This is a genomic window from Allostigmatella hybrida, from assembly GCF_020103775.1.
GTDB classification, from domain to species: Bacteria; Myxococcota; Myxococcia; order Myxococcales; family Myxococcaceae; genus Hyalangium; species Hyalangium aurantiaca.
Window position 1 is genome coordinate 115,105 of sequence record NZ_JAHXBH010000014.1, and the last position, 15,007, is coordinate 130,111.

Consider the following 15,007-nt stretch of genomic DNA (forward strand, 5'->3'; position numbering starts at 1 on the left):
GGCAGGGGGCTGCGAATGTCGATGACGCTCGAGCACGCGAGACGGCTCTGGGACTACCTGTCTTCCTTCAAGCGCCAGGCGCCATCCGAGCTCGCGGTGATCTGCTGCTCGTACGACCTGCGGGTGTGCGATTACGCCTGCGAACTCCTGAAGAAAGGGCTGACGAAGCAGCTCCTTATCAGCGGGAACACTGGGAACTGGACGCGGCACCTGTGGGACAAGCCGGAGGCGCTCGTGTTCCTGGAGCGGGTCCGGGCGAATGGAGTTTCCGAAGCGCAGGTCCTCATCGAGGACCGGGCCACGAACTTCGGAGAGAACATTGCCTTTTCGAGGAAGCTGGCGCCGCAGGCCCGGACGGTGACGTTTCTCACGAAGCCGAACTCCGTTCTCCGGGTGGCGCTGACCGCCGCGGTGGGGTGGCCGGGCATCACATCGAACGTGGACTGCCCCCCCATCGATTTTCCCGACGGCGTATCGAACGTGGTGGGCATTCTGGGGGTGATCGACGAGATGGTGGGGGACATCCACCGGATTCGCGTCTACCCCCGGCTTGGCTTTCAGCAGGAGCATTCCCTGCCCTCAGACATCCTGGAGTCGTGGCGGTACCTGATGGACCAGGGATTCAGAGGCCACCTGGTGCCGAACTGTCCGGTCGATGCGGCTGGCTAAGAGAACGGCTCGTGCTCGTGAGTCAGCGTGCGCGTGTAGCTTCAGAGGGTTGCCTCTAGGTGACTGGGGGCAGGCATTGATAGAGTCAGTGGATGCGCTATGTGCGAGAGCTCTCAAGCTCTATTCCCCCATTCCGGTTGAGTTCCATGTGGATAGGGCTCGTTCTGGCCTGCGCCACAAGCGAATCGCCCAAGTTTTGGCATGACTCTGCAAACCGCTTGGTGGTTGCAGGTCCACTCCTGGGCCCCATCGACAACCTGGAAACCCTGGGGCCTCTCCTCTGCGAAGAACTCCGCAAGATGCCTGGATCAACCGCGGGCAACCGGCGTGGGGGCCAAGAATACTGCGGGGTGATCTACCAACGGCCCGGGAGTGACCGCTTCTACGCGAGCCATCCTTCCTCGCTAGGCCCCGCATTGGAAGCTGCGGGTGGACGCAAGCAGTGTTTTATCCCTGATGTTGTTAGTGATCCTGGCGCTCCTAGCTCCGTGATCTACGCCGATTACCACAACCATCCATCCAGCACGCGCTTCTCACCAGAAGACCTTCAGGCCAGGCGCCAGCGGTTCTACTTTCGAGTGATGCTCAATCCTCTGTGTGAAATGTACCTGTACGATTTTCAAGCACGAACAGTGTTTCAACTGAAGGACGGTAAGTTTGCAGCCATCAAACACGTGACGGATGACGTGAGGGGCGAATGACGAAACTTGCGGTGCGTGAATACACAGGGATGAAGGTATTGGCGCTGCAGGCACTTCTCTTCTCCTGCTCAGGATGCTTCCATGTTCATCGCAAACCTCGGGTTGCTTCTGAGCAAGTAGCCGCGCCGATTCAATTTCCCGAGTGGAGTCAGGACAAGACAACGGCTCTGACAGGACCGCAACTCAAGGCGCTCCAGATCGCGATGGATGATTTCAAACCTCTAGGCTCAGAAGCTTCGAAAACGGATGACGCTTGGACGCGTTGCCTGTCTAGGTTGGAAAGTTACGATGCATGGGTTCGCGGTGGCGAAAGAGTAACTTTCATTCACTTCACTCCCAAAGAAGATGAGCGCTGTGGGCTTCAACCCAGCCTCATGGATGCGGGGGCCAGCTATGCGGTCAGTGACGATGGGCTCATCCTCAAGCGAGAATAATGATGCGCTGCTTGCCCGTGTAGTTGAGGCGCTCCAGCCTGTTCCGGGTTTGGTTGCGCTCGTGCTCGGCGGCTCGCGAGGGCGGGGGACGGCGGGCCCTGCTTCCGACTATGACTTTGGCCTCTACTACGAGCCTGGTGCGCCACTCGATGTAGAAGCGCTCAGAAGGGCCGTGGCCCCCCTCGTGGATGAGCAACCACCGATGGTGACTCCTCTTGGCGAGTGGGGACCGTGGATCAACGGTGGGGGATGGCTCACCATCGCGGGTGCCAAAGTCGATCTTCTCTACCGGGATCTCGGACGCGTGCGTGAGGTCATCGCCGATGCGCGGCAGGGCCGCCTCTCGATGAACTACCAGCCGGGCCACCCTCATGGCTTCTGCTCGGTCATCTGGATGGGCGAGGTCGCGACCTGCCAGCCGCTTCACGATCCATCCGGCCGAATCGCGGAATTGAAGAAGGAGACTTGTCCGTACCCCGAGGCGCTGAGGGATGCACTGATTGCCCGCTTTGGCTGGGAGGTGGGCTTTGCCATCTCGAATGCCGAGAAGGCGGCTCTACGCGCCGAGCAGACACATGTCGCGGGCTGCGCCTACCGGGCACTGTGCTGCATGGCGCAGGTGCTGTTTGCGTTGAACGGCCGCTACCTCATCAATGAGAAGGGCGCTGTCACCGAGGCTGCGAGCTACCCAATCACGCTCGAAGGCCTGGCCAAGGCGCAGGCTGAGATCTGGAGCCACGTCGGCAACGCGGACGCCGAGGATGCACTGAACCTGCTACGCAGCTTGGCCGACGGGATGGACGTGCTCGTCGAGCGAGCGGGGAGAAAGGTGTAGTTCCGTAGGAAGTGAACCTTCGTGGAGCCTTCAGCAATGGAACCTTCCGCTTTACCGCTCGGCGTTCAAGTGGGCGCTTGGCGTGTGCTGGGCCGGGGCGGTCACGGCAGCTACGGCATGGTCTACCGTGTCGAAAGAGTGGGGGATGAGGGAGCGGGAACCTTCGCGCTGAAGTTGTCGTTGCGTCCGATGGACCCTCGGTTCGAACGGGAGGCGGAGCTGCTCTCGCGGTTGACGCATGCTCACGTGCCAAGGCTATTCGACCAGGGCACTTGGGAGTCGCCTGAAGGCGTGTCTTTTCCATACTTGGTGATGGAGTGGGTGGAGGGAGTGCCGCTGTACGAATGGGCCGAGCGCCATCCCGTTTCCTCCCGGCAAGTCTTGGGATTGCTGGCACAGGTGGCCAGTGCTTTGGCCGCCACGCACGCAGCGGGTGGTGTTCATCGGGACGTGAAGGGCGACAACGTCTTGGTGTGTGCGGATGGCACCAAGGCCGTGCTGATGGACTTCGGCTCGGGTAGCTACGCGGGGGCAAAAAGGCTCACGTGGCGGCCGGAGCCTCCTGGAACGTTTCAATACTGGAGTATTGAAGCGCTGCGCTTCCGGTGGCGATTTCGGTACGACGACTCGGCACACTACGAAGCTGGACCGACCGATGACGTGTACGCACTGGGAGTAATGGCCTATCGGCTTGTCACCGGAAAGTACCCTCCATCTTTGGAACCCAAGGCGTTGGATATGGAGGACGGGTATGTCCGCTCAAAGCGAATAGCCCCCGAGAGACTGGCACGTGTCAGTCCAAAATTGGCGGCGTTCATCCGTCGCATGCTCTCCGAGGCTCCCTTGGCTCGGGGAAATGCGGAGGAAGTGGCTCAAGCCTTGGTAAGTGCAGCAATGGATGTTGGAAGACAAGCATCCAATGTCATCACTCGGCATTCGAAGCAGGCCGCTCCTGTGAAGGAGGGGCGGTTTGGAGGGTGGGGCACTGGAGCGACATGGCTCGGGGGACTCACAGTAGCAGTGGTGAGCGCCTTGTGGTGGGAAGAAGGCGAGTGGGCCAAGCCTGCGAAGGGCGGGAAAGAACTCGTTAAAATAGCCCAGCCCGCGCGTCAGCACCATGCTGAAGACGGTGGGACTGCAGGTCTTGGGGACGCCGTGAGTGATTCCTCCAGGGGAGGGATTCTACCTAAGGTTGAGCAAGGTGGAATCGGTTTTGATATGCCCAAGAAGCCGTTTCCTGGCCAGCATCGTCCCCCGTGCGCGAAGCCTGAGATCAAAATCAACGAAGGGTGCTGGATTGCCCTGGCGGAGGAGTTGCCGCCTTGTGGCGCGCATGCGTACGAATGGAAGGGAAAATGCTATAGGCCCACGTTCGATCCGCCACCGCCCTCGACATCTAGTCCACGCTAAGTTCGAGTTTCGTACTTCTTGGGCGGCTCCAGCGGCGGCGGCCTGAAGCGTATCCGGTAGCAAAAGCAGAATGGTGGAGTCCGGCCGCCATAAGCCCCAGGACGAAATTGTTGTACACCGCCCTCATCCCAGCCTCTCTCGCAGGGAGGGGGGAGCACCGCGGGGTGGCGAGCAGATGGTCAACATCTATGTCTGTCCGGGGGCTTAGCACCCAAGTCGGGCTTCTGTTTTGAGCGAGGGGCCGTACGTTCCCTCGCCTCTGTCTGCGGAGGCATAAAACACTCGCAACAGGAGTCTTGAAATGAACGGCTTCTTCAAAAATCTTGGAGTGCTCGCGGCGGTTGGCGGCTCCTTGGCAGCGTACTCGGCCTCTGCCAATTGTTACACGGTTACGCAAGGGCCGACCTATGACAACCGGTGGCCACAGAACCTCTCGCTCAGCACCGATACGAAAGTGCTGCGGGACTACTACCCCTCACAGTGCGCCGGCACCTACGTCTGTGACATCGCCTCCTACCGCATCCAGTGGTTCAACGGGCAGTGGTCGCCCGATTACTACCCGGGCGTCAACGACGTGGATTGGAAGACCAACTACGACGGGAGCCAGCGTCGCGTCTGGTCCTATTTCTACGACCACAACCACTCCTACACCTTCTGCGACTAAGAGAGTAATTCAGTAGGGAGGAAAGGGGCCTACGTTACGTAAGGATGAAGGAGGAGGTGTGGGCGAAGTTGGCGCCCTTGTTGCCTCCTCATCCCGAGCATCCTCTGGGGTGCCACAACCCCCGAGTCCCGACATCGGAAACCTTGAACTGGATCGAAAACTTCTAGAAGAAGCTGAAGCGCACCGGCTTCAGCTTCATGCTGAGCAAGAGACGTGAAGCGTTCTTTCAGATACTGTCCGCCTGCTTCTCGGAGACTGCGCCACTCAAGGCGGCTGGAGCCTCTGGCTTTTCGGGCCCCCTCTGAACGGATTTAGTTTCCCTGGCTTAGAGTCCGCTGGAAGTGACCGTGTAATATTAGCTGCCCCGGTAAGTGGAGAAGCCGAACGGACTGAGCAGCAGGGGCACATGGTAGTGCTCCTCTGCCGAGGCGAGCTCGAACACCACCGGGACGTATGGGTAGAAGCCCTTGAGGCTGTTCGCCCGGAAGTACTCTCCCGTGTGGAAGGTCATCCGGTAGATGCCTAGCTCCAGCTTCGTTCCGGCAGGCAGGAAGTCCCGGACGCGTCCATCCGTGTTGGTGGTTCCGCTCGCCAGCTCCCGCCATTCGCCGCTGGGCGTCTGGGCTTCCAGGGTGATGGGGACGCCCGCGGCGGGGCGGCCCGACTGCGTATCGAGGACGTGGGTGGACAGGGTGCTCATGGGCTGGTGAGAAGCTTCTCCAGTCGGATGCGGGTGATTTGCGCTTGTTCTCCTGCGGCGATGCGCATCTCCAGGGCCGGGGGGTTGTTCAGCCGCTCGCGCAGCTGCTCCAGGATCTCCGCCGCGCTCTTGCCCGTGGCGCAGATGAGAAACGTGAAGCCGAAGCGCTCCTCGTACTCCCGGTTGCCGTCGGCGAGCCCCTGAATCACTTCCTCGCTCGCGCCCTGCACCCCCTTCTGCTCCTGCTCGGACCAGGTGCTGGTGGCCTTGAAGCGCTCGCGCAGCTTGGAGATGTCGCCAATGCGCGGGTGGTGGGTGATGGCTTCCTTCCAGTCCTCGGGGCCTGTCTGGGACCAGAGCCAGCCCGCCTCCGTGTACACCGACGTCTCCCGGGCGAACGGGCGCGCCCGCGCCATGCCCTCCGCCCAGCGGCGGGAGCCACAGCACCGGAGGAACTCCGCCTGCGCGTCTTCCAGTGGCAGGCCGTTGAGCCAGTCGAGCCGGCTCACGACGCACGTCCATGGATGCGCAACCGGCTGATGCCTCCGTCTGGGAAGATGTTCAGGCGCACGTGGGTGAAGGGCCCCGAGGTCTTCAGCTCGGCCTCGAAGAAGTGGCGGTGGTGCGCCTGGAGCTTCGTCTTCGGGAGAATTTCCTGCCAGGCGATGTCCTTCGCGTTGGCGAAGTCGAGCAGGTCCTCCTTCAGCGTGCACCCCTCCAGCGAGCACATGTCCGGGAAGTTGCCCTTGTAGTGGTTGGTGTCCACCTCCACGCGCTGCACGGTGCCCGGCGCCGCCAGCTTCACGACGATCCAGTCGAAGCCGGGCACGCGCTTGCGCCGCGTCTCCCAGCCCTCGCCCATGTGGACCGCCCGGCCCGGCATGATGAGGTTGTCCTTGGGCCCGAAGAACGCGTCATTGCACGTGACGACGGTGCCACCGTTCTCTGCCGCCGCCAGGTCCACGCCCTCGCTCGCGCGCAGCGCCACCAGGTCCGGCCGCACCACGCCGTGCACGCGGAAGCGCGCCACGCCGCCGTCCGGGTAGATGTTGAGCCGCACGTGCGTCCAGCGGCGCTCGCTCGCCACGGGCAGGAAGTTCTGCGTGCCCCCGGAGAGCTTCGTGCGCGGCACCACCTCGGTCCACGCCGCGTCCACCAGCGACTCCGGCGTGGGCGAGCCCGTCACCTCCAGCGCATCCACCGAGGCGTACTCGGGGAAGTTGCCCAGGAAGTGGTTGGTGTCCACGTTCACGCCGCGGATGACGCCGGGCAGGCCGAGCTGGAGGATGCACCAGTCGTAGCCGGGCACGCGCTTGCGCCGCGTCTCCCAGCCGTCCATCCACTTGCCGAACTCCGTGTACTTGTCCGGGATGAAGACGCCCCGGCCCGGCTTGAGCAGGTTCTCCTTGGGAGCGAAGAACTCGTCATTGGCCAGGAGGGCCTTGCCGCCCACCTTCTCGGAGACAAGGTCGATGAGCTCGGCGAAGGCAACGCGGATCTTGCCCTCTTCAGGTGTCTGCATGTGGTGAGTCTCCCCTCGCGGGCTACCTTACTCCTCCGCGCAGGCCGTGCCAGGGCGTTGAGGTGTGGGTTCACCTCGCGTGTAGCCCGGCTGATGCGAGGGGATGTATGCCTTGTGGCGGCCTTCTGTCAGGCCTTGCCCGGGCGACGCACCCAGCGGCCCCCGGGGCGGGCGGCGAACGCGCCCTCCGTGTACACCGGCTCGCCCCGCAGGTAGGTGCGCTCCACGACGCCGTGCAGCGAGCGGCCCGCGTAGGGGGTGAGCTTGTGCCGGTGCCGCACGTGGGCGGCCTCGGGGGTGAAGGTGGCCTCCGGGTCGAACACGAGCAGGTCCGCGTCCGCGCCGGGCGTCAGGCTGCCCTTGGTGCCCTCCAGGCCAATGAGGCGGGCGGGGTGGCGGCACATCCACCGGACGAGCGCCTCCAGCCCGTGGCCGCGCTCGCGCATGCCCGTCCACACGGCCGGGAGGCTGAACTGGAGCGAGGCGATGCCGCCCCACGCGGCGGAGAAGTCCCCCTTGTCCAGGTGCTTGAGGGCGGGGGTACACGGCGAGTGGTCCGACACCACCATGTCGATGTCCCCGCGCGCCAGGCCCTGCCAGAGCTTCTCGCGGTTCTCCGCCTCGCGGATGGGCGGGGCGCACTTGAGGAAGGTGGCGCCGTCGGGAATGTGCTCCGCGTCGAAGGTGAGGTAGTGGGGGCACGTCTCCACGGAGAAGGGCAGCCCCTCGCGCCGGGCGGCGGCGATATCCGGCAGCGCATCCGAGGAGGACAGGTGGACGATGTGGACGCGGGTGCGGTGCTTGCGGCACAGCTCCACCATCATCCGGATGGCATCGTCCTCCCACTGGCGGGGGCGCGACTCCAGGTAGCTGCGGTAGGTGCGCGTGTCGCCCTGGGGCGGCTTCTCGTCGGGCGTCAGCTCCGCGTGGACGATGAGCGGCACGCCGCACCGCGCCAGCACGGGCAGGGCGCGCTCCAGGTCCTCGCGGGTGGTGTGGGGGAACTCGTCCACGCCCGAATGGATGAGGAAGCACTTGAAGCCGGTGACGCCCGCGCCGGCCATGGCCTCCAGCTCGGCCCCGTTGCCGGGGATGACGCCGCCCCAGAAGCCATAGTCGATGGCGCAGTGGCCCTCGGCGGCGGCGGCCTTGAGCTGCAGCGCGGCCAGGGTGGTGGTGGCGGGGATGGAGTTGAGCGGCATGTCCACCACGGTGGTGATGCCGCCGCTGGCCGCCGCGCGGGTGGCCGTCTCGAAGCCCTCCCACTCGGTGCGGCCCGGCTCGTTGATGTGGGCATGGCAGTCCACCACGCCGGGCATCACAACCTTCTGGCCCACGTGCTCCACGGGCAGGCCCGCGGGCACCTTCGAGAGGGGCAGCACGGCGGCCACCTTGCCGTCGCGGATGACGACGGCGGCCTCGCGCACGCCCGACTCGGTGACGACGCGCTGGCTGGCCAGCGCCCACGGCTGAGAACTCACAGCTCGAACTCCTTCACGTCATAGGCCATCAGGGAATCGAAGAAGGCGTCCTTGTCCTCCAGGTAGAGCTGGCGGGTGATGCCGGACACGAGCCGGGGCAGGCTGTACTTCAGCCCCGAGATGCTCGCGCCGCCAAACCCCAGCGAGGGCAGGCCACCGAAGGTGTAGTTGAAGAGCGAGGAGAGGTAGGGCGCGCGGCCGGGCACCTTCTCCTGGAACTCGAAGTTCGGGCCCAGGTACGGGTGGCGCGCCAGGTCCTCGTGCGCCTCCTGGGGCGGCGGGGTGTACCGGTCCTTCCACAGCGCGATGTCGGCCACCACGTTCGCCAGCTCCGGGCGCAGGGTGAGGTCCGTCACGGTGCCGCTGCCGACGATGAGCTTGTCGAAGGCGAACGTGCCGTGGGGCGTGGTGACGTGGGCTTCGCCCTTCACGGCCTGCACGTCCAGCCAGGGGCTCTGCGCGTGGAGGTGGAAGTTCGGGTGGGCGCGGGCGCGGTGGTACGTGTCGTGCGGCGGGAGCTGCCCCATCTCCAGGATGCGGCGGATGAAGCGCCAGCGGTCCCCATCCGGCAGGTCCCCATGGTGCTTGAGGAAGCCGACGAACTCCGCCCAGCGGTAGGCATTCACCGTGGGCAGCGTCTTGCGGCGGTAGAAGAGGTGGACCTCGCCCGCGCCCTTCTCCAGCGCCACGGCGCCGTTGTCGAAGGCGGAGGCGCCCGCGCCGAGCAGGCCCACGCGCTTGCCACGCAGGGCCTCGAAGTCGATGGCATCCCGGGTGTGGGCCCACAGCTCGCGCGGCAGCCGGGACACCATGGCGGGGCTCTCCCAGCGGCCGGAGCCGTCGATGCCGGTGGCCACCACCACCTTGCGGGCGAGCAGCACCTCCGGGGCCCCGCCGTCCTGGGGCTGGAGGGGGACGGCAAAGCAGGCGTCCTGGGCGCGCCAGGAGAGGGCGCCCACGCGGGCATGGCAGCGCACGGGAATGCCGAGGAAGCGGCGGTACCAGTCGAGGTAGTCCGCCCAGAGCTCCTTGGGGATGAGGCCAAGCTGCTGCCAGGCCTCCTCGCCGTGCTGGGCCTCGTACCAGCTCTGGAAGCAGAGGTTGGGCAGGTTGTGGTCCGGGCCGGTGAGGTGCTTGGGCGTGCGCAGCGTGTGCATGCGCGCGAACGTCTTCCACGGCCCGGCGAGGCCCGGCGCGTTCTCGTCCACGACGAGGAGGTTCGTCACCTTCTCGCGCAGCAGGCCAAAGGCCGCCGCCAGCCCGCTCTGCCCGCCGCCGATGATGACGACATCGAGCACGGCCTGTCCTTCCTGGGAGCGGCGCGGCAGCACCCAGGAGCGCTTCGGGTAGGCAAGCCGCTCCAGATCCTTGAGCAGCAGGGCCTCGAGCAGGGCGAGGCCCGTTCCGGACTTCGCGGTAGGACTCGGAGTCGGAAGGAGCATGGCCCCAGTCAAATCACGCTCCGCCCCTTGTGTGCCAATGGAGGGCCCCCGGGAATGAAGCGCAGCCGGCAGACGAGCGAAGCGGCTGTCTGCTTCTCTCCTTCTCTCAGGGGACGCCCTCGGGGGGGAGGTCCCCGGGGAGGGGACCGTTCTCCATCCGCCGGGCCATGGCCCAGTTGTCATGATACACGACCCCGTCCTGGGTGACGGTGTCACTGCGGTACAGGCCGACTTTCAGATAGTTGAGCATTCCATCGAACTGGGTGGCCATGGCGCGCTGGGGCACGGCCTGCCGGCCATTGTGGAACAGCTCGATGAAGCCCGTCTTGGGATCCGGGGACCACTTCACGCGGAAGACGAAGTCGTGCCACACCCCGCGCACCAGCGGCGTGCGCCACACCAGGGCGCCGGTGCTGCCGCCGACGCTCAGGCGGATCTCCTCGCCGTAGACGTAGAACTCCACCGGCGGCGAGCCGCAACAGCCGTCATGGTGCCACTGGGTGAAGAGCTGCCAGGTCTGCACGCTCGGGAAGCTGGGCGCGAACAGGGTGCTCCAGGAGTAGATGTACTCGGCGCCCACGGGCTCGTGCGTCATCAGCACCAGCTCGTTGCGGTTGCCGCCGGTGGAGATGGGGTCGTCCCCCTGCTTCACGGTGGCCTTCAGCGCGTACCGCCCCTCGCGCATGGGGGAGGGCACCACCTGGAGCCGGTCGGGGCTCACCTCCTGGGCATGGCTCCACTGGGAGCGATTGCCCGTCTCGAAGTCGCCGCGCCAGGTGAGGGTGGCGGCGGGCAGCGGCACGAGGGACTCCGTGTAACCGCAGACGCGGACCTCGGCGAGGCTGGCCCAGTCATTCACATTGTTGCCCTGCACGGTGATGCGCACGTTGCGCGCGGTGTAGGGGATGAAGGCGTAGACCTCCGCGGTCACCGTGGTTCCGCTGCTGACACCGCTGTAGACCGGTAGGTACGTCTTGCCGTCCGAGGAGATGGACACGGTGAAGGTGTTGGCGCGGAGGTTGCCCTGGTGCCAGGCGATGGCGGCGCCGGAGACGGCGCGGTGCGTGCCCAGGTCGTAGTCGATCCAGGCGCCCTTGCCGAGCTGGCTCCAGCGCGTGTCGAGCTGATCATCCAGGGTTTGAACGGGCGGGTTGCCGTCGTCGCCGTTGGCGCTCACCGAGAGGATGGCGAGCGGCGAGCAGCCCTGCAGGGCCAGGGCCTGGGAGCGGGCCGCCAGGGCCGGGAGTGCGTAGGGGGCCTCCTCGCCGGCAGGGGGCATTCCACAGGCCAGGCTGCTCAGAAGGAACAACAGGGGGCCGGACGACAGAAGTGCGTTCTTCAAGGCAGGTCTCGGTGGAAAGACAAACAACCGTTGCAGGGGGGGAGAGGGGGGGGCCCAATGAGAGACTTCAGAATGGAAGCGCTCCCGGAGCCCGCAAAGGTACTGGCGTCGGACCTGATGGTTTAATCAACAGTTCCGGCCGGTGACTGCCTGGGGGGGAGGCGAGGAAGGGGCGTCTGGCTTTGAGGGGCAGGCGCCAGGTGGGCTATAGGGGGCGAATGGGAACGGGTTATGAAGGGGTTGCGATCCAGATCCACTTCGAGCGGTCCGCCAGCGCGAACGCCTGGCGCCGCGGCCGGCTTGCGGAAGCGGGGCAGTCTGTCCAAGAGGTGATCGACGGGTTGAAGGCGCGTCCCCTCTGCGATGCGTCGCTCTTCAGCAACCCCGTTGAACTCGCCATCGCCGTCCCGGCCGCCGAGGCCGATGCGGCGGGGAAGCTTCTGGAGGCCCTGGCTACCTCCGCGGGCGAGAAGGGCGCGCACGCGGAGGTGATGCGCTTTCCGCTCGAAGGGACGGCGGCGTGCTGGGTGTGGGAGGCCCGCAAGCGCCAGCTGGCCCAGCGCCCACCGGAGTCGCGGGACGTGAAGGGAGACTACAAGCTGGCCCAGCGGGCGCTCCGGGAGCTTGTCCGGATCAAGGCGCCCCCCGAGGCCGCCACGCCTGCCGGGGGGCTCGTGTGTCCTTGCGGTGCCTCCGTCGGGGCGAACGCCACGCGTTGCCCGGGCTGCCGTCAGTCCTTCATCGAACCGCTCGGGGTGAAGGCGGCGCCCGGCGATGCGGCCGCGGCCAGACATGGACGCGAACACCTCCAGAAGCTGGGCATCGCACTCGAAGGCACGCACTTCAACACCTTCACGCTCGTCCGCCCTCGCGGCGCCCGGGAGTGGCTCGAAGCCCAGCAGGTGCTGACCCGGGCGGGTTTCACCCTGCTCGACGCGCAGGAGCTGAGCCGGCGGGTCTCCCTGCTTCAGGAAGCGGCCTCCTGGCCCCAGAAGTATCCCATCGGGGAATCGAACCGGACCCCAGGCACCTGGATCCACGCTCTCCTGAGAGCAGCGGATGTCCGCACGCGAGCCACACTCGAGAAGTTGGGGCGGGACTGCCGGGAGACCCTGCTCGAACTGGCGGGCGGTCTGCGCCATCCCGAGCCGGGCTGGGCGGCCGCGGCCTCGCTTGCTGGGGTGCCGCTGGACGGGCTGGCAGGGGCCGAGGCGCAAGCCGCGTTCAGCGTCATCCTGCGGCTCGCCTCGCCGAAGACGCGCTCGCAGTGGGTGCTGTCTGACTTCGAGGAGCACATCGGGTTCATGGCGCTGGCTCAGCTGGCACCGGACCTGCTGAAGCCCCAGGAGCGCAAGGAGTACCTGCGCAGCCTCGAGGAGGAGGCGTTGGGGAGTGTGTCTCAGGTGGGGCGCTGGCTGGACGCGGTTCAGCGCGTCGAAGGTCTTTCCCTGGCGCAGGCGCTTCAGCAGGCGCTCAAGATGGGAACGCGCCCCGATGCGGCAGAGAAGTCTCCAGGGCTCTTCCTGCTCGCGGAGCGGGTCATCGATTGGGCGGTGGAGCCCTCCGCGATCCCCCACCTGCCGCCGCTCGAAGAGGCCGGACTCGTGAGTGCCCTTGAGGCGCTGTCCCGGAAGGGTTTTCCGCCCGCCCTCTCCAAGCGCCTCCGGGCGGCGGGCAAGGCCGTTCCGCCCTATGGCTTGAAGCAGCTCCCTGCCTGGGCCTTCGCCCCGGTCCAGGCCGTGAAGCCCACGCTCAAGTGCCCCGAGTGCCGAGCGTCCATGAAGCCCAAGGCGGTGCTCAACGTTCCCCTTCTCACGCCGAAGCTCGGCTCCCGGACGATTCAGATCTACGAATGCGAGACCTGCGCCGCCGAGGAGCCCACGGTGGAGCATGTCCACATCACCCTCGGGCCGGGCGGCCAGGGAAAGCCGTCCTCGCCCGAGGCCTTCGAGGATGCCCCGGACGCGGAGGCCGCGGCGCGGGAGTTGCCTGAGGGCTTCGTGTGGCGAAGATACAAGCAGTGGCTGGAGGACGCGGGGCTGCCCAGGAGGCGGGGCATCCAACTGGGAGGCTATCCCCATGGCGTCTATTCCGAGGAGCCCCTCATCCGGCTGTCCTGCCGGCACACCCCCACGCTCCTGCAGTTCGAGCCCTCCGCGCTCGGGATGCAGCTTCCCAATATCCGCGTGGCGACCGCAGTGTGCCTGAATCCGGGCTGCAAACGTCCCGGTGTGGCGGAGGAGCCCGTGACGTACTGAAGGCGCGGCTCAGCGCCGGACGGCCAGGATGCGCTTGCCCTTCGCGTCGATGGCGTAGATGGCGCTGAAGTCCATCACCGGAGGGCCGCCCATCTCGCACGCTCCCGTGCGGGGGAAGAGCTCCACGTAGATGATTCCCTCGGCCCCGGGGGAGGCGATGACGTCGTAGGACTCACGCTGGTAAAGACAGACTTCGCGAGGGGTTGCCCCTTCGTGGGGGTGAGTGTCCCAGGGCAGGAAGTCTTCCATGGCCAGTTGGATGGCGGCCAGCGTGGGACCGGAGAGGCTCACGCTTCCCTCGGTGGGGAGGTCCATCGGAAAGGTGACGGCGGCGGCCTCTTCCGGCGGGGCATGGACGGGCCGCTGCGGGCGCGGAAACAGCGCGCAGGCGGGCAGCAGGGCGCAGAGCAGCAGGCCCAAGAGGAGCGGCGGGGGCGTGTCTCCGGGCCGGTGCGGGTCAGTCGTCGACACGGGTGATGGCTCCGTTCGCTTTGTTTTCAGGCCGGATGAGACCAATGAGCTTCCAGCTTTTGCCCCGGCGCTCATACAGCTCGCCCGGCCTCGCCTCGTTCATGTAGGGGACGAGCTTCTGCAGGTGACATGCTTTGTCGAACTGGATGCGAATCGAATAAATCTGCGTGGCGGCGACCCGGTCCCGCCGGCTCGTCGTCATGGGCGAGGGCGACCAGGGGTGGCTGTGGTAGTCCCCGATGGGCACCGTCTGGCCGCGCACGTCCCGGACGACGCGCGGCACGTAGCAGTTCTTCTCGGAGGAGACCCGGCCCACCCGCGTGTCCCCCAGCGGTGAGGGATGGCTGGCGTAGTAGGTGCCGTCCTCCAGGGTGTAGAGGACGCCGCAGTACTCCTGGCCGTGGTCCCCCGCCTGTGCGCGCGGCAGCCGCATGATGGCGGGGCAGAGCTGGTCAATCACGTCATCCGCGTCCCGGGAGGGGTCCACCGCCTTCCAGGGCCCGCTCACCCAGACCCGGCCGTCCTGGACTCCGTAGGTGGCGGCTTCGCCAGCCGGGGTACTGGCACAGCCCAGCCACCCCCCGCTCACCAGCGTCAGCGTCAGTCCACGAAGGAACCCCATGCTTACCTCGAAAAACGAGCAAAGCTTGCTTCTCGGTGCTTCATAGCGGATTCGAGATTAGCTGGCAAGACATGATGACTTCCCAGGTAGGGTGAAGGGGAGGCACTGGACACGTCCTGGCCATGCTACCCTACCTTGGGGGTAGGAGACCGTCATGAGGAATTGTCTGGGGCGCTCGGGCTGCTCGTTGAAGTACCGCCTCCAGGTCTTCCCGGAGGCCGTGCACGTGGAACTGCGAGGGGCGATGTGGTGGCCTCCGTGGAGGGCCGGGCCGGCTCCAGCGTGGAAGCCTTTCTCCAGGCGCTGGAGCCCTCAGGAAAGCCCGTGACGGTCCAGTTCCTGCGGGAAGGCGTCCCGCGAGAGCTGCGGCTGCACCGGGCCTTCTGGAAGGACTATGCGGTCAGCGCGGACGGCCCGAGTGTCCTGGAGCAATGGGCACGTCCTCGCCGGTGAGGC

General features: G+C 66.0%; 16 protein-coding genes and 2 pseudogenes. 10 read left to right on the forward strand and 8 right to left on the reverse strand.

The features are described from left to right. Positions 1-15: 15 nt before the first annotated feature. The 8 genes and pseudogenes from KY661_RS21465 to KY661_RS21495 all read left to right on the forward strand — a co-directional run. Positions 16-669 carry a YdcF family protein gene (locus KY661_RS21465; protein WP_225411992.1) on the forward strand — a complete coding sequence of 218 codons (654 nt, stop codon included), beginning with the start codon at positions 16-18 and terminating at the stop codon, positions 667-669. A 350-nt stretch (positions 670-1,019) separates the two neighbouring features. Further along, positions 1,020-1,370: a hypothetical protein gene (locus KY661_RS21470; protein WP_225411993.1), complete on the forward strand. Its 351-nt coding sequence runs from the start codon at positions 1,020-1,022 to the stop codon at positions 1,368-1,370. Beyond that, positions 1,367-1,804 carry a hypothetical protein gene (locus KY661_RS21475; protein ID WP_225411994.1) on the forward strand — a complete coding sequence of 146 codons (438 nt, stop codon included), beginning with the start codon at positions 1,367-1,369 and terminating at the stop codon, positions 1,802-1,804. The genes KY661_RS21470 and KY661_RS21475 overlap by 4 nt, the downstream gene beginning before the upstream one ends. Continuing rightward, positions 1,779-1,955 (forward strand): annotated as a pseudogene (locus KY661_RS37325) (nucleotidyltransferase domain-containing protein); the annotation flags it as partial. The gene KY661_RS21475 and the pseudogene KY661_RS37325, both read left to right, overlap by 26 nt. Positions 1,956-2,006: 51 nt before the next feature. Continuing rightward, on the forward strand, positions 2,007-2,639 hold the full coding sequence (locus tag KY661_RS21480) for a DUF4037 domain-containing protein (protein WP_263437250.1): 633 nt from the start codon (positions 2,007-2,009) through the stop codon (positions 2,637-2,639). Between the two features lie 36 nt (positions 2,640-2,675). Next, positions 2,676-4,049 (forward strand): serine/threonine-protein kinase, encoded by a 1,374-nt coding sequence (locus tag KY661_RS21485; RefSeq protein WP_225411995.1) that lies wholly within the window; start codon positions 2,676-2,678, stop codon positions 4,047-4,049. A gap of 352 nt (positions 4,050-4,401) precedes the next feature. Beyond that, positions 4,402-4,713, forward strand: coding sequence for a hypothetical protein (locus KY661_RS21490; protein ID WP_225411996.1), 312 nt, complete (start codon positions 4,402-4,404; stop codon positions 4,711-4,713). 44 nt (positions 4,714-4,757) lie between these two features. Then, positions 4,758-4,868 (forward strand): annotated as a pseudogene (locus KY661_RS21495) (IS5/IS1182 family transposase); the annotation flags it as partial. A gap of 200 nt (positions 4,869-5,068) precedes the next feature. Here the strand turns inward: KY661_RS21495 and uraH are convergent. The 6 genes from uraH to KY661_RS21525 all read right to left on the reverse strand — a co-directional run bounded on the left by uraH (position 5,069) and on the right by KY661_RS21525 (position 11,200). After that, positions 5,069-5,413 (reverse strand): hydroxyisourate hydrolase, encoded by a 345-nt coding sequence (gene uraH, locus KY661_RS21500; protein ID WP_225411997.1) that lies wholly within the window; start codon positions 5,411-5,413, stop codon positions 5,069-5,071. Beyond that, positions 5,410-5,922 (reverse strand): 2-oxo-4-hydroxy-4-carboxy-5-ureidoimidazoline decarboxylase, encoded by a 513-nt coding sequence (gene uraD / locus KY661_RS21505; RefSeq protein WP_225411998.1) that lies wholly within the window; start codon positions 5,920-5,922, stop codon positions 5,410-5,412. The genes uraH and uraD overlap by 4 nt, the downstream gene beginning before the upstream one ends. After that, positions 5,919-6,935, reverse strand: coding sequence for an allantoicase (gene alc / locus KY661_RS21510; RefSeq protein WP_225411999.1), 1,017 nt, complete (start codon positions 6,933-6,935; stop codon positions 5,919-5,921). Before alc ends, uraD begins: the two co-directional genes overlap by 4 nt. Before the next feature lie 128 nt (positions 6,936-7,063). Beyond that, positions 7,064-8,416, reverse strand: coding sequence for an allantoinase AllB (allB, locus tag KY661_RS21515; RefSeq protein ID WP_225412000.1), 1,353 nt, complete (start codon positions 8,414-8,416; stop codon positions 7,064-7,066). Continuing rightward, positions 8,413-9,858, reverse strand: coding sequence for an FAD/NAD(P)-binding protein (locus tag KY661_RS21520; RefSeq protein WP_225412001.1), 1,446 nt, complete (start codon positions 9,856-9,858; stop codon positions 8,413-8,415). Before KY661_RS21520 ends, allB begins: the two co-directional genes overlap by 4 nt. 106 nt (positions 9,859-9,964) lie before the next feature. Further along, entirely contained in the window at positions 9,965-11,200 is a 1,236-nt protein-coding gene (locus tag KY661_RS21525) for a heparin lyase I family protein (protein WP_225412002.1), read from the reverse strand. Positions 11,201-11,541: 341 nt separating this feature from the next. On the opposite strand from KY661_RS21525, the gene KY661_RS21530 reads away from it, so the two are divergent. Then, positions 11,542-13,458: a hypothetical protein gene (locus KY661_RS21530; RefSeq protein WP_225412003.1), complete on the forward strand. Its 1,917-nt coding sequence runs from the start codon at positions 11,542-11,544 to the stop codon at positions 13,456-13,458. 9 nt (positions 13,459-13,467) lie between these two features. On the opposite strand, the gene KY661_RS21535 is transcribed toward KY661_RS21530, so the two are convergent. Both KY661_RS21535 and KY661_RS21540 read right to left on the reverse strand, forming a co-directional pair. Next, the gene (locus tag KY661_RS21535) at positions 13,468-13,929 is read right to left on the reverse strand and encodes a hypothetical protein (RefSeq protein WP_225412004.1); all 462 of its coding nucleotides are present in this window, start codon (positions 13,927-13,929) and stop codon (positions 13,468-13,470) included. After that, positions 13,916-14,551, reverse strand: a complete 636-nt coding sequence (locus tag KY661_RS21540; RefSeq protein ID WP_225412005.1) for a hypothetical protein — start codon at positions 14,549-14,551, stop codon at positions 13,916-13,918. Before KY661_RS21540 ends, KY661_RS21535 begins: the two co-directional genes overlap by 14 nt. 249 nt (positions 14,552-14,800) lie before the next feature. Here KY661_RS21540 and KY661_RS21545 point away from each other — a divergent pair, with 249 nt between their 5' ends. Continuing rightward, the gene (locus KY661_RS21545) at positions 14,801-15,004 is read left to right on the forward strand and encodes a hypothetical protein (protein WP_225412006.1); all 204 of its coding nucleotides are present in this window, start codon (positions 14,801-14,803) and stop codon (positions 15,002-15,004) included. Positions 15,005-15,007 lie beyond the last annotated feature (3 nt).

What these genes read in the sequence shown, in the direction of transcription:
- KY661_RS21465 (WP_225411992.1), top strand. Translation starts at nt 16, where the DNA reads ATGTCGATGACGCTCGAGCACGCGAGACGGCTCTGGGACTACCTGTCT.
- KY661_RS21475 (WP_225411994.1), top strand. Translation starts at nt 1,367, where the DNA reads ATGACGAAACTTGCGGTGCGTGAATACACAGGGATGAAGGTATTGGCG.
- KY661_RS21480 (WP_263437250.1), top strand. Translation starts at nt 2,007, where the DNA reads ATGGTGACTCCTCTTGGCGAGTGGGGACCGTGGATCAACGGTGGGGGA.
- KY661_RS21485 (WP_225411995.1), top strand. Translation starts at nt 2,676, where the DNA reads ATGGAACCTTCCGCTTTACCGCTCGGCGTTCAAGTGGGCGCTTGGCGT.
- uraH (WP_225411997.1), bottom strand. Translation starts at nt 5,413, where the DNA reads ATGAGCACCCTGTCCACCCACGTCCTCGATACGCAGTCGGGCCGCCCC.
- alc (WP_225411999.1), bottom strand. Translation starts at nt 6,935, where the DNA reads ATGCAGACACCTGAAGAGGGCAAGATCCGCGTTGCCTTCGCCGAGCTC.
- KY661_RS21520 (WP_225412001.1), bottom strand. Translation starts at nt 9,858, where the DNA reads ATGCTCCTTCCGACTCCGAGTCCTACCGCGAAGTCCGGAACGGGCCTC.
- KY661_RS21540 (WP_225412005.1), bottom strand. Translation starts at nt 14,551, where the DNA reads ATGGGGTTCCTTCGTGGACTGACGCTGACGCTGGTGAGCGGGGGGTGG.